Raw genomic sequence first — 19,208 nt, forward strand, 5'->3', positions numbered from 1 at the left:
TTCACTGTCTGGGGGCCGCTGATGGGCCAAAGTAACATCAACCTGGCTGCATTGATCGGCAGCCGCATCTGCCATGACCTCATATCGCCAATCGGGGCCATCAACAACGGCCTGGAGCTGCTTGGTATGTCCAGCGGGCAGACTGGACCTGAACTTGATCTTATTTCGGAAAGCGTGGGCAACGCCAGCGCGCGTATTCGATTCTTTCGCATCGCTTACGGTGCCGCAAGTGCACAGCCGCTCGGCCGGGCCGAGGTTGTGTCGATCCTATCGGACAGCATGGATGGTGGACGGCTGAAGGCCGTCTACGGGCCGCTTGACCCGCAACCGCGCTGGGCTGTGCGGATGGCCTTTCTGGCGGTACAATGTCTTGAAACGGCTCTGCCCTATGGCGGGCGGATTGAAATTGCGTGCACTGATGGCACATGGGACATCACAGGCCATTCCGCCAAACAAAGTGTCGATTCATCGCTTTGGGGCCTGCTCAAAGGAGAAGGCGTCAACGAACTGGCCCCAGCCCACGTGCAATTCGCCCTGTTGCCCGAGGTGGCGGCAGACGCACAGCGCAAGATTTCGACACAACTTTTGCCGGACAGGCTGACAATCCGGTTTTAGGCGCGCACTGTTCCATCGCCACGCACCAAGTACTTGAAACTGGTGAGCTGTGCTGCACCCACCGGCCCGCGTGCATGCATCTTGCCCGTCGCGATCCCGATCTCTGCGCCCATGCCAAACTCACCGCCATCTGCAAACTGGGTGGAGGCGTTGTGCATCAGAATCGCGCTGTCGAGTTGATCAAAAAACTTGGCAGCGGCCCCCGCATCCTCGGTCAGGATACAATCGGTGTGGTTTGAGCCATGGGTTCGGATATGCTCAATCGCTGCATCAACATCCGAAACCACGCGCGCGGCAATGTCCATATCGAGGTATTCCTTGCCCCAATCGGCGTCGGTGGCGGCCAACACGCCTTCGATCGTCTGCAACGCGACATCTGCATGAACACGCACACCCGCGTCCACCAACGCGCGGACAACGCCCTGACCGATGGTCGACGCAATATCCCGGTGAATCAACAAACACTCCGCGGCCCCACAGATACCCGTGCGCCGCGTTTTTGCGTTCAAAACAACCTTGAGGACCTTCTCGGGATCCGCATCCTTGTCGATGTAGATGTGAACGATCCCTTCAAGATGAGCAAAGACAGGTACACGCGCCTCGCGCTGTACAAGACCGACAAGACCTTTGCCGCCACGTGGCACTATCACATCGATAGTGTCGGTCATGGTCAGCATTTCACTGACCGCGGCACGGTCTCGCGTCGGCACAAGCTGGATGGCATCTTCGGGCAAGTCAGCGTCGCACAGACCCGCTTGCAACGCGGCATGGATTGCACCCGACGAATGAAAGCTCTCTGATCCGCCACGTAGGATAACAGCGTTGCCAGCTTTCAGGCACAGGGCACCCGCATCCGCCGTCACATTGGGCCGGCTTTCGTAGATAACGCCGACAACCCCTAGCGGTGTCCGAACACGTTGAATGTTCAGCCCCGTGGGCTGGGTCCATTCGGCCAGAACCTCTCCGACCGGGTCAGCCTGTTCAGCCACCGCGCGCAGACCGTCGACGATCCCTTGAATACGCTCTTCATCCAGCCGTAGGCGATCCATCATGGCATCGGACAAGCCCTTGTTCCGACCAAATTCCATGTCCAGCGCGTTCGCCGCAATGATCGCATCGCGGCTGTTCCACACATGCTCTGCCGCGCTGATCAAAGCGGCATGCTTCCGCTCGGCGCTGGCAAAGGCCAATGACGCCGCGGCAGTTTTTGCGCGGGTGCCAATATCGGCCATCAATGCAGGGATGTCGGCGAAGTCTTTCATGGGTCACGTCCTTTTTCAGGCGGTACGCCGCAGATTTCCATGCCTCCGGCGGTGGTATTTATAGTCAGAAGAAGATCACAGCGCCATATCATCGCGGTGGATCAAGGCGGCCCGTCCCGGATACCCCAGTAGCTTCTCGATCTCGGCGCTCCTGTGGCCTTTGATCTTTTGCGCTTCATCCGCTGTATACCGACTGAGACCCAGACCAAGTTGGTGTCCATCCGGCCCCGTGATCGCCACCGGGTCACCGCGGCCAAACATTCCCGAAACCGCATGAACTCCAGCAGGTAACAGACTGTTTCCTCTTGATAATGCCTGTGCAGCACCTGCGTCCAGCGTCACAGTTCCAAGCGGTTTCATGGCCCCAATCCACCGTTTGCGTGCAACTTGCGGGTCCAGTGTGGCAGTGAACCACGTCGCGTTCGCGCCTGTTTCAAGCCCGGTAAGTGGGCGCAAGGCAGCACCATGACAGATCGCCATCGCGCATCCCGCGGCCGTCGAGGTTTTTGCCGCCATGAGCTTGGTTTTCATTCCACCCTTTGACAGCCCCGACCCGGCATCGCCAGCCATCGCTTCGATCTCGGGCGTGATATGGTCGATGAAATCATAGCGCTTCGCATCTGGATCATCGGCAGGGTTGGCGGAATAGAACCCGTCCACGTCCGACAGCAGGACAAGAACGTCCGCGCCTATGGTCGCAGCGATCTGAGCGGCCAGTCGGTCATTGTCGCCAAACCGGATTTCATCGGTCGCGATCGTGTCATTCTCATTGACGATCGGCACGACATTCAAGCCAACCAAGTGCTCCAGTGTCGCCCTGGAATTCAAATAGCGGCGTCGGTCGCGGCTGTCCTCCAACGTCATCAACACCTGGGCGGTCGTGATGTCGTGCGGCGCCAAAGCTTCCTCATAAGCACGGGCAAGGCGAATCTGCCCAACCGCCGCTGCAGCCTGCGACTGTTCCAATGCAAGATCAGTGGCAGGTAGACCCAGAACCTCGCGCCCCAGCGCGATGGAACCTGACGAAACAAGAACAACCTGTACGCCGCACGACTTCAACCAAGCCACGTCCTGCGCAAGGGCGGTGAGCCAGTCCTTACGAAGCGCGCCCGTGGTCCTGTCCACCAACAGCGCTGACCCGATCTTGACCACCAGCCGTTTGGCCGTGATCAGGGACGCCATGGCTCGACCTCTTCCTGCGGACGGTGGCGCAGACGATCCTCATCTATCTGCCCCCGCAAGGACCGCAGCACTTCGGTGACGCCGTCGCGCGCAACACTCGACATCATCATCACCGGGCCGCCGGATGCTTCTTCGAGTGCGGTACGGGCTGTGGCGCGTTCGTCTTCGTCCAACGCATCAATCTTGTTCAACACGGTCACGCGCGGCTTGTCGGCCAGATCACCGCCATAGGCCTCAAGCTCGCCAATGATGGTCTCATAATCCTCAGCCACTGTTTCCGATGTGCCATCCACCAAATGCAGCAGGACCGCACAGCGTTCAACGTGGCCCAGAAACAGATCGCCCAAGCCCCGCCCTTCAGACGCACCTTCGATCAGGCCGGGGATATCCGCTACAACAAATTCGGTGTTGTCCACGCCAACAACGCCAAGGTTGGGATGCAGCGTGGTAAACGGATAGTCTGCAATCTTGGGTCGCGCATTCGACGTGGTCGCTAGGAATGTCGACTTGCCCGCATTCGGCAAACCCAGCAAGCCCACATCCGCGATCAACTTTAGGCGCAGCCAGAGCGTACGCTCGACACCTTCTTGACCGGGGTTGGCACGACGTGGCGCCTGGTTGGTGGCAGACTTGAAATGGAGGTTGCCCCAACCACCGTTCCCACCACGCGCCAGTTCGACCCGATCACCAACATTCACCAGATCGGCGATCACCGTCTCCTGATCCTCATCGAGGATTTCTGTCCCCGCGGGGACACGTAGCAGAATGTCGTCGCCATCCTTGCCCGTGCGCTGACGCCCCATACCTGGTTGGCCGTTCTTGGCAAAGAAGTGCTGCTGATAGCGAAAGTCGATCAGCGTGTTCAGCCCATCGACGGCCTCTGCCCAGACCGAGCCACCGCCACCGCCATCGCCGCCATCCGGACCGCCATATTCGATGTATTTTTCGCGCCGAAACGAGATGCACCCGTTTCCGCCTGCACCCGAACGGATGTAGACCTTGGTCAGATCAAGAAACTTCATGGGTGGTGTCCTAGCGCGGGGGACCAGCCCCCGCAATCAGAGTTTGCGACTATAAGTCCATGTGGGCACGGTCGCATCCCGCGCGACCGAGAACCCTTCGGCATCGCCCAGATATTCGAAACCGCAATGTGTCAAGACGCGAGCCGAGGCCGGATTGTCTTGAAACACGCTGGCAAACATCGTGGCATTGTCCATCGGATTGGCATCCACAAGCGCCTGAACCGCGTCGGATGCAAGGCCGGTGTTCCAAAAAGTGGAGCGACCCAATATCCCACTTCGGACTGGTTGCGATCCATACGGGTCAAGGAGATCAGACCCATGATTTCAGCGCCGCCGGATTTGAGCCCGTCCATCGCCCAGACATCTTCCTCGCGCTCATCTGCCATGGCGCGCGCCACAAAGGCTTCGGTCATGCCGGGTGGGATCGGATGTGGAATAGATTGGGTGTTGCGGGCGACGCGCAGGTCGCTCGTATACATCTCGATCAACCCCGTGTCCGACCGGCGCAACGGACGCAGTACGAAGCGTTCCGTTTCGATCACATTCTGGGTCACGATTTTTTCCATCTCCACGGTCATGTCCCTCCTCCGAACAAAACAAACAGAACCGACGCGACCGTCAGGGCCGCGAGGGTATACATCAAGTAAGGTTCCGCACGCGTTCCTGCGAGGGTGCGCGCGATACGATCACCGGCAAGTGTCCAAAGCGGGTGAAACAGCACCTGCGTGGCGAGCAATATTCCACCAATCGTTGCCGTTGCAATAACGGCATCCGTACCAGGCGATACGAAGCCCGTGAAACCTGCAACAATCATTGCCCACGCCTTGGGGTTCAACGGGTGCACCACAAGTCCAGCGACGAAGCCAGGCGCGGCAGCACTCGGATCGGATGCACCAAGGCGCAGTTGTGACACCTTCCACGCCAACCAGATGATGTAGGCAGCAGATACCCATTTCAGGGTTTGGAACACCCATGGCGCGCGATCAGCCAATTCCATCAGGCCAAAACCAACTGGCCAGATGATAAGCTGCTTTCCCAGCGCGACACCAGCCACGAATGGCAAAGCCGCGCGAAACCCGTACCGCGCCCCGGTTGCCAAAAGCGCCATGTTTGCAGGCCCGGGTGTTCCGACCTGGCTGGCCGCAAACACGGCAAAGGACATCGCCGCAACTGTCATGGCAGACGCACCAAATCGCGGTCGAGCAGGCCCATCACTAAATCATCATGCCATTCGGCATCAATCAATGCAGACTCACGTTCGCGTCCCTCGACGACAAACCCCACTTTTTTGTAGGCACCAATGGCGCGGGCGTTGAATGCCAGCACACGGCAACCCAACCGGTGCAAGCCCATGTCATCAAACGCATGCGCCCCAAGCAGGCGCATCGCTTCAGAGCCGTAACCCTGCCCCAACGCATTGGGATCCAGAATGCCGATACCGATCAGAGCCCTTCGGTCGGCGCGATTGATCAAGTGCAGACGGATGGCGCCCAGCAGGTCGCCACCAACATCAATCACCCAAGCATGACGATCCTCTTGCTGCGCAGTAACCCATGCCTGTGCAGCATCGCGAGTGATGTCCCGCACCTGCCCCGGGTCACCGCCAAACATCTTCACGATATCCGGCGTGTTGCCCAAGGCAAAACGCGCATCGACGTCGCCAGGAACTACATCACGGAGAACGACACGCGGACCGCGCAGTACTGGTTTGGTGGATGCCGTCATCCGATCATCTCCCACGTGCTTTGGGTCAACACCATGCGCTGCAAAACATGACAGTCGCCTGTGGCCGGGCATCTGGCCTGCGTCTGCGATGTCCGCACGAAGCCGAGCTTCTGCAGCACGTAGCGTGATGCGGCATTTTCCACGAAATGGCTGCTTTGCAGGTCCGAAGACGTCATCGCAAAGTGGCGATTAACCATGGCCCTGCAAGCCTCGGACGCATAGCCGAGACCCCAATGGTTCTTTCCCAGCCAGTATCCAAGCTCGCCCTCGGTACCAATGCATCCGACGACCTGCTCTCCCGCACAGATAACAAAGGTGTTGCCTCCACCGACTTCAACGCGCGCAATGAAGTCATTGGCATCCGCCAGCGTATAGGGATGCGGCACGCGGGTCAGCCAGCGCGACACATCCAAGTCACCCACCAATGCGGCGAACACGGCAGCGTCCTGCATTCCGGGACGGCGCAGGGTCAGGCGGTCAGTGGTCATTAGGTCTGTCATCAGACCCTCCTCGCTGGTTGCGGGGGGCGGAAACGAAAAAGGGACCGGCGTTTCCGCCGATCCCTGATTTTGTCAAAACCTTTTGGGTACGGCTTATTCAGCAGCCTCCGCAGCTGGGAGCACGGAGATAAACGTGCGACCCTTGAGGCCTTTGTGGAAGGTGACGGCGCCATCGACGGTTGCAAAGATTGTGTGATCTTTGCCCATGCCTACGCCTTCACCCGGCCAAAACTTGGTGCCGCGCTGGCGCACGATGATGTTGCCGGGAATGGCGGCTTGGCCACCATAAAGCTTTACGCCAAGACGGCGGCCAGCGGAGTCGCGACCGTTACGGGATGAACCGCCTGCTTTTTTATGTGCCATGCGTCTCTCTCCTTAGCCTTGGGTCTTTTCTTGGGCCTGAGCGATCCAGCCTTCACGCTCGATCCGACCTTTGAAAGACAGTTTCTCGTCCATATCAGCAACGTCCTCTGGGGTCCATGCTGCGATCTGCGCGAAGGTGGTCACACCCGCTTCGTGCAGTTTCTTCTCAAGCGCAGGACCAACACCCGACAGTTGCTTCAGATCGTCGCCACCGGCTGCGGCCTTCTTGGGCGCGGCTTTCTTGGCTTCCTTCTTGGGCTCTGCCTTGGCTTCAGCCTTTGGCGCTTCGGCTTTCGCCGCTTTCTTGGCAGGCTTGGCGGCGGCGGGTGCTGCGGCAATACCGAACCCAGCGCCGTTCACTGCGGCCATCACGCCCGACTTATCCGCACCAGAGGCAAGGATGTCGGTGATCTTGACCAGCGTCAGTTGCTGACGGTGACCCTTGGTGCGCTTCGAGCTGTGCTTCCGGCGACGCTTGACGAAGTTGATCGTCTTGGGGCCTTTGATCTGTTCGATGACTTCGGCTTGCACGCCTGCGCCCGAAACAACGGGCGAACCGACTTGGGGCTTGTCGCCGCCAACCATCAGCACTTCGTTGAATTGGACTTTGTCACCTGCGTTTGCGGCCAGTTTTTCAACGCGGAGCGTATCGCCCGATTGAACTTTGTACTGTTTGCCGCCGGTTTTCATAACCGCGAACATTGCGTTCTTCCTTTTGTTACCGCGTCTTGTGGTCCCCGGTCTCGGAAGTTTACGGCACTTGCCACCTCAGACAGCGCGCCCATTCGGGCGATATCCATATGATCTGACAACGCGGACGCTGCCAGAATGCGCGCTTATTCAAGCATTCCTACGGCAAGTCAAGGGGCTGGCGTTACTCCCAAGAAAAAACACTTAAGCGGGACTTTGCCGATGGCGAAACGGGCAGTCACATTTCTACCCAAGATAGCAGATTGTCATTTTGAATATTTGCTCTGAAAGCGGGTCAAGCACAGCATGCCTTTATATACCTTGCAGTGGGTCTACCAGCTTGATGATTTTGACACAGCCGGCGGGAACATTGCGCCCCCGAACGAGCGCAGCGCGCAAGCGCAGGGGGATCCGCCCTTTAACATCCGGTTGGATCCAAGCGCGCAGCCACTTCAGATTGTCATTGATGATGACGATCCGAATTTCAACGAAGCACCGACAGACACCAATCAGGTGTTAGCGAGCCCAGTCACGATTGATAACGTCACCTACCCGGCCGGTTCGCAGGTAGTCATCAACTATGTTCTAACCGACGACAACGGGTTTGAAGGCTTTTCAATTACGATCGGTGAGAACAATACCGGAAACAACACAACGACAGCCTTCATTTCCAACCAACCAATGGTTCCGGGCCAGCAATACATATTTACGGATGAAGGTAATATTGGCCGTAGCCCACGACCCTACTCCGAGTTTGTTTGCTTTACACCAGGCACCCGCATCCGGGTCCCCGGCGGCACAAGTCCTGTCGAAAAGCTGAAGCCCGGCGACTTGGTCAGCACCATGGATCATGGCCCCCAACCGGTGCAGTGGGTCGGAACGCGAACCGTACCTGCAATCGGTGAGCGTGTGCCGGTAACAATTTCGGCGGGCATACTGGGCACAAGGCGCGATCTGACCGTGTCACCAAATCACAGGATCCTGCTTGAAAGTGGTGCAACCGAAGTCCTGACGGGAGAGTCGCGTCTTCTGGTCGCCGCCAAACACCTCGTGAACGGCGACACCATCCGCAGCGCACCCAACGGCTTCGTCACATACGTCCACATCATGTTCGACGCACACCGAGTCGTTTGGGCAAATGGGTGCGCTGCAGAAAGCTTCTATCTTGGCCCGCATGCCCGTCGCACACTGGACCCAGACCAAACCGCAGAAATCATAGCGCTCTTCCCGGAATTGGCGCACACGAACTGTCCGGAAGCAGACATGGCATATCCCATTGCAAGCTCTCACGAGGGCCGCATATTGGCGACTTACCTTTGAAGCAAACAATCGTTTGACATCATTTCAGAGTTCATTTTGCGGCAGAAGTCGGCCCGCCGCCTGTCCCAATCCATAGGAAAGCGTTGTGTAGCTTTGACCGAAAGCAAGGAACAGGGCATCGTCAACAGCCATGCCCACATCGGTTTCCCAAAAGGCTGTGTAGATGGCAATCTCGTCATCCGTCATCGCCGATTGGGCCAGCGCGTTGTACCCGCGCAACCAGCTCTCCGTATCGACCAGAATACGCGCGCGCAGTTGATCCATATCCGGGGCTTCGTCATTTCGGCCTGAGCTGTCCGACAACCCATCTAAAAAAGCGGCCTGTGCCGCAACGGCAACGTCCGTATTCCGTTCGATCAAATCCCGAGACACCAAGTAGTCCGTCACCTTGTCGTCGCGCGCAGCCGGGCTGGCCTTGGCGGCATCTTCAACGGAATCATCGAGAAATGTCTGCCGCGCCTGCACCTCCAGCGCAACAATACGTTCGCCCAGCTCGCTCTCGAAGAATAACAGCGCCTGCGCCGCCGCCTCCGGCTCCAAGTGCTCCGCCATTATGGTGCGCAATTCGGTTTCCATGCGCGAAGGATCATACAGCCGCTGCACGGTATCCGCCCATACATCACCGCCCTGCCCGTTCAGAAATGCCTCGTCAATCGATTGCCCGGCTTCCAGACCTTCCGTGACGAAGGCTGCAATCAATTCGGGCACGCCCATCGCATCAATCAAACGGTTGACGTCAGCCCAGGCCGCCTGCGCGAGCATCCATAGTGACAGGCTCAGAACGGCAAGGCGCATCTAAAGCTCCTGACTGGGTTGCAACGATTGCATGGCACGGGCCAATGCCTCGAACCGGTTTGCCATGATCTCGTACTGCACCGCGTTCATCAGGTCGTATACGTGACGCATTTTTGGGTTTTCGAGTGCCTTGGCATATTCCAGCACCTCTTGATCGGAAAAAGACTGGTACGTGTAAGCGGCGCCAGTCAACGCGCTTGCCGCAATCTCTTCCTTCAAGACATCCTCATCACTGGACAGAAGCTCGCGCAAATCCGGCTCCTCCAGCTGCAATTCAATGATACCCGCACCCGCGGCAGCCATAAGAAACCGGACCTGGATTTCCTGAATTGCCCGGATACTTACCCCCGCGCTGTCAGACGCTTTGTTCATACGCTTGAGATAGTCAAGACGAGGGCTGTCCAATCGTTCAAGCCCCGCAACAATAGCTTCGCCACTGTCGTGCTTCAGCGCATCATCTTCCTTCATATGGCTGGCGTTTTCCGCTTGAACCAGACGTTGCCCAAGGTCCGTTGCATAGAAATCCGCCGCATGGGTCAGCATGTCGTCTTCGAGGGTCCTTTCAAGAATATCCAAAGCAAGATCATGCATGACCTCGGTTTTGAAGACATCCCTTGTTAGGCGGGTCCATTCCGTTCCAAAATCTTCGGCCTGCAAGCCCAGCATTTCAGGGGCCGAACTTGCCGACAGCCGGATGCTTTCAAGCGCAACATCGAAGCCCGTGACTTCGAGGAAGTCCTGAAGTTTGGCCCGATCCGCCGCAAAGGCGGAAACGGACATGGCACATGTTAAGACAAGAGCTGCAAATCCGTATCGAAGAGCACGCATGGGATACCTCATTTCTATCTGCTCGGGCATATCAACCTCAGCACCAAGGGTATGTGTTTTTGCGAGCGCGTCCATCAAATTTCCCGTGTAAACGGCTTTGATGAAAAACTGCCTTGCGCGTCGGCGTCGTTCACCGTAATTGAGCGCACCAGACCCCCGCGGAGAGGTGCCGGAGTGGTCGAACGGGGCGGTCTCGAAAACCGTTGTGGGTGCAAGCCCACCCAGGGTTCGAATCCCTGTCTCTCCGCCACATATCTTAATTTAGCGTTATTTTTCAATCGGTTGAGTGGCGCTTGCACCTTCATACATCCGCTGTTTCTCCGCTTTGGCCGGACACAGCTACAAATCACACCGACAACTCAGCCTTGCATCGGGCAAAATGCCGCCGACGAACTGCTGGCCCAGTCCTTTCCGGCCTCAGGGCGGACAAAGCTCCCAAACAGACCGCTGCAGAGCCAGCCGATAAAGCAAAAGTCCAGCCGGATAGGCCAAACGCGCCTGTTGAGCTGCGTCCGTTGCCTTGGCCATGGGTCGCTTTCAAATGCCCGAGCCGGCCGCTACAACAGGTGATCGGCTTGTTTGGTCTGGCCCAAGTCCGGCGTCAGGTTGATAAGAAGACTTCAGAGTGTGCCAATTCAAATCCCACGCTCCAGCGGTCAGACGAAATACAACTTAAGAGTGATCCGGCACATGATCCAACAGTCTGTGCAGCCGGTCCTCGGCCGCCTCAACCCTGCCTGCATCGTGGAAGAGCTCCGCCTCGATCATCAAGATCGCGGGCATACCTGACGCATTACCTACGTCCTTGGCCAACCCCAGAAGACGCCATGCTTCACTCGGGCGACCATCCAGACGCGCCGCACGCGCACCAGAAATCAAAGCCCCTTGGCTCGTACAACTCGCTTTAGCCATTTTGCAAACCTTATGGTTTAATCGCGCAATAAACGTCGGCCCGCTTTGCATGGAACCAGCACGCAACTGCGGGACCAAGAATCCAAAGACACCACCCGAGACGTAACGCGCCATGGCACTGTGTTTGTCAGGGCGCCCAATGACAACCAAAATGACTGCGATTTGCGCATTGCCGCCGACGGCGAGCATCAAAAACAGACACGTCGCCTCTTACAAAGCACTTTTAAACCAAACCCTGCAGCAAGCATGCCGCAGACTCTGCTAGTGGCACTCACTCACCAACAAAATCAATGTGAATATGATTGCCGTCTGGATCCCAGACATTGAAGGCCGATAGATGCATCTCTTCGATGCCGGAACGGCGATAGGCGACACCCCTTTGTTGTAGCCGATCCTGGAATGCCTCTGCATCCCCGGAGGCGCGAAAGGCAAAGTGTTCGAGCTTGAGGGCCGTTTCAGATCCCGCAGCCCCATCGTCTTCAACCGCAACCAAATGAACAGCGGCAACATCCCCAGCGTAAAGCCACGCACCATCCATACTGAACGCGGGACGTACACCCGCTGAAAGCCCAAGGATCTCCTCGTACCACTGGATCATTTCGGCAAGGCGCGTTGTGCGCAGATTCACGTGATCGAGACGTTCGATAGGCATGGGTGTACTCCTCTTCCGCAGCCACCCTATCGCACTGCTCTCAACGCGTCATCCGGTACACGGTGCCGTTGCCGACCGATATGAACAGGATACTCCCGTCAGGTGCCTCGACGATGTCGCGCACACGCAAGGTTTCATCGCCCTCGATCTGCTCGACTTCGCTGGCGCTAATGTCGTCCACCGCCAGTCGCGAAATGTAGCTGAACTTCAGCGAACCAACGAACATGTCACCCTTCCATTCAGGAAACATGTCGCCCTGGTAAATCATAAGTCCGGATGGGGCCATCGACGGGTCCCAGTAGAATGCCGGCTGCTCCATGTCAGCTCGCGACGTGCCTTCTCCGATCTTCGCACCGGAGTAATGGACGCCATAGGAAATCACGGGCCACCCGAAATTCGCTCCCTTCTGGACGCGGTTCACCTCGTCCCCTCCGCGCGCTCCGTGTTCTGCCGTCCACAGCGTGTCATCAGCATCCAGGCCCGCCCCTTGCGGGTTGCGATGCCCGTAGGACCAAATATGCGGCTGGATGCCTTCCTGGCCAACAAACGGATTGTCAGCGGGCACCGTGCCATCCCTGTTTACTCGAACGATTGCACCGTTGTGATTGGACCGGTCCTGCGCGGACGGGCGATCACCTCGATCACCGATGGTCACATACAAAGTGCCATCCGGTGCTTCGACCACGCGACTGCCAAAATGGCGCCCACTGCTTCCCCCTGGTGCGCTTTCAAACAGGTCACGCAGATTTTCGAGCCGTGTTCCATCCGTGCTCAGCTCTGCCGCTGCGAGTGCGGTACCCGATCCGCGGCCCTGCGGTTTGGAGTAAGTCAGAAAAACGGTCCGCGAAGTCGCAAAGTCGCGCGCAATAGTAACATCCAAAAGCCCGCCCTGCCCTGCGGCAGCAACACGTGGCACGCCATCCACCGCTTTCGCTTCACCACCAGACGCATGCACCAAACGTCCATCACGTTCAGTCACCAACAACGAACCATCCGGCAGTTCCGCGACCCCCCAAGGCTCATCCAGCCCCGTGACGACCGGCGTCACTGTTATAGCCCCCTGATCCGTTTCCAGCGCAAGGGCGGATACAGGCAAAAAGGTCATGGCAAAAACAGCAAAACGGCGCATCTGAGCATCCTCCATCTTGGGTATGTATCTTAGCTAATCATTCATCCAGCGCGGTCCACCCACATTCCCGTGGGTTACCACGGACTATTCGACTTTTCTTTTTTGCATCGCCCGCTTACGCTCCGCCGCAGGACAATGATCCACAGGGAGAAAAGACAATGAAAAAACTGCTTATGGCGTCAGCCGCCACGGCATTGATGGCCGGCACTGCATTCGCCGACGGACACGCAAAAGAAGTCAAAATCGGTATCATTCTGGGCTTCACCGGCCCCATTGAATCTCTGACACCGTCGATGGCCGATGGCGCTGAACTGGCAATGAAAGAAGTCACCGATTCCGGCTTGTTGCTGGACAGCGCCACCGTGACACCGGTACGCGCGGACAGCACATGCGTTGATGCTGGTGCGGCGACCGCAGCCGCTGAACGTCTGGTAACCTCGGACAAAGTTGACGGCATTATGGGCGCGGACTGTTCAGGTGTGACCGGCGCGATCCTGAACAACGTGGCAGTCGCCAATGGTGTCGTCATGGTGTCGCCCTCGGCGACCTCGCCCGGCCTGTCGCACAACGACAATGAAGACAACGGCTTGTTCTTCCGCACCGCGCCCTCCGACGCGCGCCAAGGCGTCGTAATGACCGAGGTGCTGATGGAAGAAGGCATCAAGGAAGTCGCAGTAACCTACACAAACAACGACTACGGCAAGGGTCTGGCAGATTCGTTCCAGGCCGCCTTTGAAGCCGCGGGTGGTACTGTAACCATCAACGCGGCCCATGAAGATGGCAAGGCGGACTACTCGGCCGAAGTGGGCGCGTTGGCAGCGGCTGGCGGTGAGCGTCTCGTGGTCGCAGGCTATGTGGATCAGGGCGGCTCCGGCGTCGTGCGTGCAGCATTGGATTCCGGCGCATTCGACACCTTCCACTTCCCCGACGGGATGATCAGCGCCAAGCTGGCCGAGAACTTCGGGGACGAGATTGAAGGCTCGACCGGTCAACACCCAGGCACCGACAGCCCGGGCGCCGCGAAGTTCGAAGAGATGGTTGGTGACGCGTTCGACGCCACCTCGCCCTTCACACCCGAAAGCTATGATGCAGCAGCGTTGATCATGCTGGCGATGCAAGCGGCCAACTCCAAGGACAGCAACGACTACAAAGAGCATATCATGGACGTAGCCAACACGCCGGGCGAACAGATATTCCCCGGTGAGCTGGCAAAGGCCTTGCAAATCCTCAAGGACGGCGGCGAAATCGACTATGTCGGCGCCACAGCCGTGGAACTGATCGGTGCGGGTGAATCGGCGGGCAACTACCGCCAGATCGTCGTCGAAGGCGGCGAAATCACCACGGCCAAGTACCGCTAAACGGTTATCCAAACTGATGGACAGCCCGGGCATTCCCGGGCTGTTTCAATATCTTGAAGACCGCTCTTAAAGCGGCACGGGGAAACATATGATCGTCGTTGACGACATTCACAAACATTTCGGCGGGTTTCATGCCGTTGACGGCGCATCGCTGTCGATCCAGCCCGGTTCGATCACTGGCTTGATCGGACCGAACGGCGCAGGAAAAACCACACTTTTCAATGTGATCGCAGGCGTACTTCCACCGACGTCTGGCCGCGTGACCATGGACGGCGAGGACATCACCGGCCTGCCACCACATACACTGTTCCACAAAGGGCTTCTGCGCACCTTCCAGATCGCGCACGAGTTCAGCTCCATGACCTGCCGCGAGAACCTGATGATGGTCCCCAGCGCGCAATCAGGTGAAACGCTTTGGAACACATGGTTCGGGCGCAAACGCATCGCGGATGAAGAACGCGCACTCGCGGCCAAGGCCGATGAAGTGCTGGAATTCCTGACCATCGAACATCTGTCCGGCCACAAGGCGGGCCAGGTCTCAGGTGGACAAAAGAAATTGCTGGAACTCGGACGCACCATGATGGTCGACGCCAAGATCGTGTTCCTGGACGAGGTCGGCGCAGGCGTGAACCGCACCCTACTCAACACCATCGGCGACGCCATCCTTCGTCTGAACAAGGAACGCAACTACACATTCGTCGTGATCGAACACGATATGGATTTCATCGGCAAGATCTGCGACCCGGTCATCTGCATGGCCGAGGGCAAGGTACTGGCCGAGGGCACGTTGGCCGAGATCAAAGCCAACGAACAGGTGATCGAGGCGTATCTGGGCACCGGCCTCAAGAACAAGGACAAGGTGGGCGCATGAAACGCATCGCACTTGCATATTGCGCAACGCTCGCACTGACAGCAATGCCGGTCCTGGCGCAGGAAACCTGCCATGACGTTACCGAAGGTGTGGAATATTGCACGGACGCGGAACAGCGTCGCGGTTTCATTAGCCAGGCGATCTATCCCGATCTGTTCGGTGTGTTCACCCTATCGGACGACCCGTTGATTTCCACAAATATAGTGGTCATGCCGCTCGACCGTACGCTCATCGACAGCAATGACATGGTCGACATGATCTTTGAGCAGTACCGCCGCGGCACACCGCACTTTTCCAACGTTGGCAACCTGCAGGTGCGCGGCTCTACCATCGACGGACGCGCCAGCATTCAGGTCGATTTCATGGCCCTGAGCAAGGACAACAACCCGCGCGGCGGGTACATCGTGGAGGCACTGCCGGGTGCTGATGCGGTTTTGTTGATCTACACAGTTCAAGAGCGTCACGCTAGGGAAGCCGGCGGTCGGCCCGGTCCCAAGGTCGAAGCCATTACAGATGAAATGCGTGCCGCCCATGCCGCCGCTATGCAAGACTACAGGATTGGCCTGTGATGTCCGACCCCTTCCTGATTGGCGACACCATGACCGGCGGCTACGGCAATGGCCCCGACATCCTTCACGACTGCACCGTGGCGGTTGAGCCTGGTGAAATTGCCGTCATTGTCGGCCCCAATGGCGCAGGAAAGTCGACGGCGATGAAAGCCGTCTTTGGCATGCTGGACGTGCGCCAAGGCGCGGTGCGGTTGGATGGTGAAGACATTACGGACCTCACCCCGCAGGACCGGGTAGCCAAGGGCATGGGGTTTGTCCCCCAGACCTCCAACATCTTCACCTCGATGACGGTCGAGGAGAATCTCGAAATGGGGGCCTTCATCCGGCGCGACGATTTCTCTGACACGATGGCGCAGGTCTATGACCTGTTCCCGATCTTGAAGGAAAAGCGCCGCCAGCCTGCGGGAGAGTTGTCGGGTGGCCAGCGTCAGCAAGTCGCAGTAGGCCGCGCGTTGATGACCCAGCCCAAGGTGTTGATGTTGGACGAACCCACTGCGGGCGTCAGCCCCATCGTCATGGATGAACTCTTTGACCGCATTATCGAGGTTGCTCGCACCGGTATCCCGATCCTGATGGTCGAACAAAACGCCCGCCAAGCGCTTGAGATCGCAGACAAAGGCTATGTGTTGGTGCAGGGGCGGAACGCGTATACGGGGACGGGCAAGGAACTGCTGGCGGATCCTGAAGTGCGCAAGAGCTTTTGGGAGGGTGAGGATGAGAATTTGCTCACTATCAGCTGTAATTTTCTTTTTGCTGTGCCCGGGCTCCGCATTGGCGTGGAAATACGATTGTGCTTTCACTCAATCATGCAACGCTGAACTGGGCTGTACTGACACAACGGCGGTTTCCTTCTCGCTGCTTTCAAGAGGGTCAGGTTCGGCACAAGCGCGCATGGATCTGGGGCACAGCATTGTTGACTTCATCCAACTCGATGACGATGCATCTGCTCGCCGCGACTTTCTGATGAACGGCACAAAAACAGGCTACGTCGCCACTCTGTCGGTTTACGGCGATGGATCGGTCGTTCTGAGCGAGCACGCACAAACAAACTCGGGCGCGCCAACGATATCAAGACTGCTTGGAACCTGCGAGGTGACGGAATAATGGACCTCCTCAACGCCTTCATCACCCTTTCGAACTTCGTCCTGATCCCCGCCATCGCCTATGGTTCCCAACTCGCCCTCGGCGCGCTTGGGGTCACACTGATCTACGGCATCCTACGCTTTTCCAACTTCGCCCATGGCGACACGATGGCCTTCGGCACCATGGCGACAATCCTGATCACATGGGCGTTCCAAGCCGCTGGGATCAGCGCCGGTCCCCTGCCCACCGCCCTGCTCGCCCTGCCCTTTGGCATCGCCGTCTGCGCACTGTTCGTGCTGGCGACAGATCGCGGGGTCTACAGTTTCTACCGTACGCAAAAGGCGAAACCGATCATCTTTGTCATGGTCAGCCTTGGTGTCATGTTCATCATGAACGGCCTTGTCCGCTTCATCATCGGCCCCAATGATCAGCGCTTTTCGGACGGTGAGCGATTCATCATCTCGGTCCGCGAATTCAAGGCACTCACGGGGCTCAAGGAAGGGCTCGCGATCAAGACCACCCAAGGGCTGACCGTCATCACCGCTATCATCGTTGTCGCTTTGCTGTTCTATTTCTTGAACCGGACCCGAACGGGCAAGTCCATGCGGGCCTACTCGGACAACGAAGACCTCGCGCTGCTGTCCGGCATCAATCCTGAACGGGTGGTCATGGTCACATGGCTGATCGTGGCGGCACTGGCGACAATCGCGGGCGTTCTCTACGGCCTCGACAAGTCGTTCAAGCCCTTCGTCTATTTCCAGCTGCTGCTGCCCATCTTCGCCTCCGCCATCGTCGGCGGGCTTGGTAACCCGCTGGGCGCCATCGCGGGCGGCTTTACCATCGCGTTCTCCGAAGTGATGATTACCTATGCATGGAAGAAAGTAGCTGGCTATGCCCTACCCGATGCGCTCGCCCCGGACGGGTTGGCACAGCTTCTGTCCACCGACTACAAATTCGCCGTCAGCTTCGTCATCCTGCTGATCGTGCTTCTGTTCAAGCCCACGGGCCTGTTCGCGGGGAAATCCGTATGACCGATACGACACGCAACTTCGTCTACTTCGGCTTCATCGCTGCGCTGATCGTCGGCACTGGCATGATGACCTCTTGGAACCTCGCCATCACGATCGTCAATTTCGGGCTGATCTCAGCCATCATGGCGCTGGGGGTGAACCTGCAATGGGGGTTCGCGGGGCTGTTCAACGTGGGCATCATGGGCTTTGTCGCGCTCGGTGGGCTCGCCACTGTGCTGATCTCCATGCCCCCTGTGGGGGAGGCTTGGACCGCAGGCGGCGTCCGTGTGATCCTCGCGTTGATCCTCGGGGCGGCGACAATCGTTGGCGCAATTCTCGCCTACAACGCGTTGCCCAAGGGGCGGTTGCGGGCCATCGGCATGATTGTGATCCTGGTTGCCGGGTTCTTCATCTACCGCGCCGTTTTTGACGGCGGTGTGCAGGCGGTTGAGGCGGTGAACCCTGCCAACGCAGGTTACTTGGGCGGGCTTGGGCTGCCCGTGTTGATGGCATGGCCCGTGGGCGGCCTGCTCGCCGCAGGTGCTGCGTGGATTATTGGCAAGACGGCACTCGGGTTGCGCTCGGACTACTTAGCTATCGCCACTTTGGGGATCGCGGAAATCATCATCGCCGTACTGAAGAACGAAGATTGGCTGGCACGCGGCGTCAAGAATGTTGTCGGTCTGCCCCGCCCTGCGCCCTATGAGATCAATCTGCAAAACAGTGAAACATTTGTGGAGCGTGTAACAAACCTTGGCTTCGACCCGGTCACGGCCTCCACCCTTTGGGTCAAGGCCATCTACGCGGGGCTTTTCACGGTTGTCCTACTGATCCTCTTCATCCTTGCCCAACGGGCTCTACATTCGCCCTGGGGCCGCATGATGCGCGCCATCCGCGACAATGAAGTTGCGGCAGAGGCCATGGGCAAGGACGTCACCGCCCGCCATCTCCAGATTTTCGTGCTCGGTTCCGCCATCTGCGGCATCGCCGGGGCGATGATGACGACACTGGACGGACAGCTGACACCCGGCACGTACCAACCCCTGCGCTTCACATTCCTGATCTGGGTCATGGTAATCGTGGGTGGCTCGGGCAATAACCTCGGCGCGGTGCTTGGCGGTTTTCTGATCTGGTGGCTCTGGGTGATGGTGGAACCCATTGGGCTGTGGGTGATGCAGGTCGTCACCTCCGGCATGGCCGAAGGCTTCTGGCTGCGTGAACACCTGCTCGACAGCGCGGCCCATATGCGACTTTTGACCATGGGAGTTGTCCTGCTTCTGGTGCTACGTTTCAGCCCGAGAGGATTGATACCGGAGAGGTAA

The 19,208-nt window shown here is 58.2% G+C and carries 21 protein-coding genes, 1 tRNA gene and 2 pseudogenes; 10 read left to right on the forward strand and 14 right to left on the reverse strand.

The window, feature by feature from the left end; all coding sequences use genetic code 11:
• Positions 1–21: 21 nt before the first annotated feature.
• Positions 22–615 (forward strand): histidine phosphotransferase family protein, encoded by a 594-nt coding sequence (locus ACZ1HN_RS14720; RefSeq protein WP_472728053.1) that lies wholly within the window; start codon positions 22–24, stop codon positions 613–615.
• Here the strand turns inward: ACZ1HN_RS14720 and ACZ1HN_RS14725 are convergent.
• The 9 genes and pseudogenes from ACZ1HN_RS14725 to ACZ1HN_RS14765 form a co-directional block, all read right to left on the reverse strand.
• Positions 612–1,877 carry a glutamate-5-semialdehyde dehydrogenase gene (locus ACZ1HN_RS14725; RefSeq protein WP_472728054.1) on the reverse strand — a complete coding sequence of 422 codons (1,266 nt, stop codon included), beginning with the start codon at positions 1,875–1,877 and terminating at the stop codon, positions 612–614. The two genes, ACZ1HN_RS14720 and ACZ1HN_RS14725, sit on opposite strands and share 4 nt — an antisense overlap.
• A 75-nt stretch (positions 1,878–1,952) precedes the next feature.
• Positions 1,953–3,059 carry a glutamate 5-kinase gene (gene proB / locus ACZ1HN_RS14730; protein ID WP_299197550.1) on the reverse strand — a complete coding sequence of 369 codons (1,107 nt, stop codon included), beginning with the start codon at positions 3,057–3,059 and terminating at the stop codon, positions 1,953–1,955.
• The gene (gene obgE, locus ACZ1HN_RS14735) at positions 3,047–4,081 is read right to left on the reverse strand and encodes a GTPase ObgE (protein WP_299768035.1); all 1,035 of its coding nucleotides are present in this window, start codon (positions 4,079–4,081) and stop codon (positions 3,047–3,049) included. Before obgE ends, proB begins: the two co-directional genes overlap by 13 nt.
• A gap of 36 nt (positions 4,082–4,117) precedes the next feature.
• Positions 4,118–4,659 (reverse strand): annotated as a pseudogene (locus ACZ1HN_RS14740) (GNAT family N-acetyltransferase).
• Positions 4,656–5,258 (reverse strand): LysE family translocator, encoded by a 603-nt coding sequence (locus tag ACZ1HN_RS14745; RefSeq protein ID WP_299197579.1) that lies wholly within the window; start codon positions 5,256–5,258, stop codon positions 4,656–4,658. Before ACZ1HN_RS14745 ends, ACZ1HN_RS14740 begins: the two are co-directional and overlap by 4 nt.
• The gene (locus ACZ1HN_RS14750) at positions 5,255–5,806 is read right to left on the reverse strand and encodes a GNAT family N-acetyltransferase (protein ID WP_472728055.1); all 552 of its coding nucleotides are present in this window, start codon (positions 5,804–5,806) and stop codon (positions 5,255–5,257) included. The genes ACZ1HN_RS14745 and ACZ1HN_RS14750 overlap by 4 nt, the downstream gene beginning before the upstream one ends.
• Positions 5,803–6,306 carry a GNAT family N-acetyltransferase gene (locus ACZ1HN_RS14755; RefSeq protein WP_472728056.1) on the reverse strand — a complete coding sequence of 168 codons (504 nt, stop codon included), beginning with the start codon at positions 6,304–6,306 and terminating at the stop codon, positions 5,803–5,805. Before ACZ1HN_RS14755 ends, ACZ1HN_RS14750 begins: the two co-directional genes overlap by 4 nt.
• A gap of 93 nt (positions 6,307–6,399) precedes the next feature.
• Positions 6,400–6,669 (reverse strand): 50S ribosomal protein L27, encoded by a 270-nt coding sequence (gene rpmA / locus ACZ1HN_RS14760; RefSeq protein ID WP_189370744.1) that lies wholly within the window; start codon positions 6,667–6,669, stop codon positions 6,400–6,402.
• A 12-nt stretch (positions 6,670–6,681) separates the two neighbouring features.
• A complete protein-coding gene (locus ACZ1HN_RS14765) occupies positions 6,682–7,371 on the reverse strand; it encodes a 50S ribosomal protein L21 (RefSeq protein WP_299768041.1) in 690 nt (229 codons plus the stop codon).
• Positions 7,372–7,665: 294 nt separating this feature from the next.
• Here ACZ1HN_RS14765 and ACZ1HN_RS14770 point away from each other — a divergent pair, with 294 nt between their 5' ends.
• Positions 7,666–8,679 (forward strand): Hint domain-containing protein, encoded by a 1,014-nt coding sequence (locus ACZ1HN_RS14770; RefSeq protein WP_472728057.1) that lies wholly within the window; start codon positions 7,666–7,668, stop codon positions 8,677–8,679.
• A 24-nt stretch (positions 8,680–8,703) separates the two neighbouring features.
• On the opposite strand, the gene ACZ1HN_RS14775 is transcribed toward ACZ1HN_RS14770, so the two are convergent.
• Together ACZ1HN_RS14775 and ACZ1HN_RS14780 are read right to left on the reverse strand one after the other, a co-directional pair.
• Positions 8,704–9,474 (reverse strand): DUF2059 domain-containing protein, encoded by a 771-nt coding sequence (locus ACZ1HN_RS14775; RefSeq protein ID WP_472728058.1) that lies wholly within the window; start codon positions 9,472–9,474, stop codon positions 8,704–8,706.
• Positions 9,475–10,254: a DUF2059 domain-containing protein gene (locus ACZ1HN_RS14780; RefSeq protein ID WP_472728059.1), complete on the reverse strand. Its 780-nt coding sequence runs from the start codon at positions 10,252–10,254 to the stop codon at positions 9,475–9,477.
• Positions 10,255–10,462: 208 nt separating this feature from the next.
• On the opposite strand from ACZ1HN_RS14780, the gene ACZ1HN_RS14785 reads away from it, so the two are divergent.
• Positions 10,463–10,552, forward strand: a tRNA-Ser gene (locus tag ACZ1HN_RS14785).
• Between the two features lie 422 nt (positions 10,553–10,974).
• Here ACZ1HN_RS14785 and ACZ1HN_RS14790 read toward each other — a convergent pair.
• The 3 genes from ACZ1HN_RS14790 to ACZ1HN_RS14800 form a co-directional block, all read right to left on the reverse strand.
• Complete coding sequence (locus tag ACZ1HN_RS14790) at positions 10,975–11,406, reverse strand: hypothetical protein (protein WP_472728060.1); 432 nt, start codon at positions 11,404–11,406, stop codon at positions 10,975–10,977.
• A gap of 79 nt (positions 11,407–11,485) precedes the next feature.
• Complete coding sequence (locus ACZ1HN_RS14795) at positions 11,486–11,866, reverse strand: VOC family protein (RefSeq protein WP_299197943.1); 381 nt, start codon at positions 11,864–11,866, stop codon at positions 11,486–11,488.
• Between the two features lie 40 nt (positions 11,867–11,906).
• On the reverse strand, positions 11,907–12,995 hold the full coding sequence (locus ACZ1HN_RS14800; protein ID WP_472728061.1) for a PQQ-dependent sugar dehydrogenase: 1,089 nt from the start codon (positions 12,993–12,995) through the stop codon (positions 11,907–11,909).
• Positions 12,996–13,153: 158 nt separating this feature from the next.
• Between ACZ1HN_RS14800 and ACZ1HN_RS14805 the strand changes: the two genes are divergently transcribed.
• The 7 genes and pseudogenes from ACZ1HN_RS14805 (at position 13,154) to ACZ1HN_RS14835 (ending at position 19,208) form a co-directional block, all read left to right on the forward strand.
• Entirely contained in the window at positions 13,154–14,353 is a 1,200-nt protein-coding gene (locus ACZ1HN_RS14805) for an ABC transporter substrate-binding protein (RefSeq protein ID WP_472728062.1), read from the forward strand.
• Between the two features lie 88 nt (positions 14,354–14,441).
• Positions 14,442–15,224: an ABC transporter ATP-binding protein gene (locus ACZ1HN_RS14810; protein ID WP_299768058.1), complete on the forward strand. Its 783-nt coding sequence runs from the start codon at positions 14,442–14,444 to the stop codon at positions 15,222–15,224.
• The gene (locus ACZ1HN_RS14815; protein ID WP_472728063.1) at positions 15,221–15,793 is read left to right on the forward strand and encodes a hypothetical protein; all 573 of its coding nucleotides are present in this window, start codon (positions 15,221–15,223) and stop codon (positions 15,791–15,793) included. The genes ACZ1HN_RS14810 and ACZ1HN_RS14815 overlap by 4 nt, the downstream gene beginning before the upstream one ends.
• Positions 15,793–16,503: pseudogene (locus tag ACZ1HN_RS14820) on the forward strand (ABC transporter ATP-binding protein); the annotation flags it as partial. The gene ACZ1HN_RS14815 and the pseudogene ACZ1HN_RS14820, both read left to right, overlap by 1 nt.
• 181 nt (positions 16,504–16,684) lie before the next feature.
• On the forward strand, positions 16,685–16,897 hold the full coding sequence (locus tag ACZ1HN_RS14825) for a hypothetical protein (protein WP_472728064.1): 213 nt from the start codon (positions 16,685–16,687) through the stop codon (positions 16,895–16,897).
• Positions 16,897–17,907, forward strand: a complete 1,011-nt coding sequence (locus tag ACZ1HN_RS14830; protein ID WP_299198077.1) for a branched-chain amino acid ABC transporter permease — start codon at positions 16,897–16,899, stop codon at positions 17,905–17,907. Before ACZ1HN_RS14825 ends, ACZ1HN_RS14830 begins: the two co-directional genes overlap by 1 nt.
• On the forward strand, positions 17,904–19,208 hold the full coding sequence (locus tag ACZ1HN_RS14835) for a branched-chain amino acid ABC transporter permease (protein WP_472728065.1): 1,305 nt from the start codon (positions 17,904–17,906) through the stop codon (positions 19,206–19,208). The genes ACZ1HN_RS14830 and ACZ1HN_RS14835 overlap by 4 nt, the downstream gene beginning before the upstream one ends.

This window comes from Tateyamaria sp. GN1-10 (genome assembly GCF_055693845.1).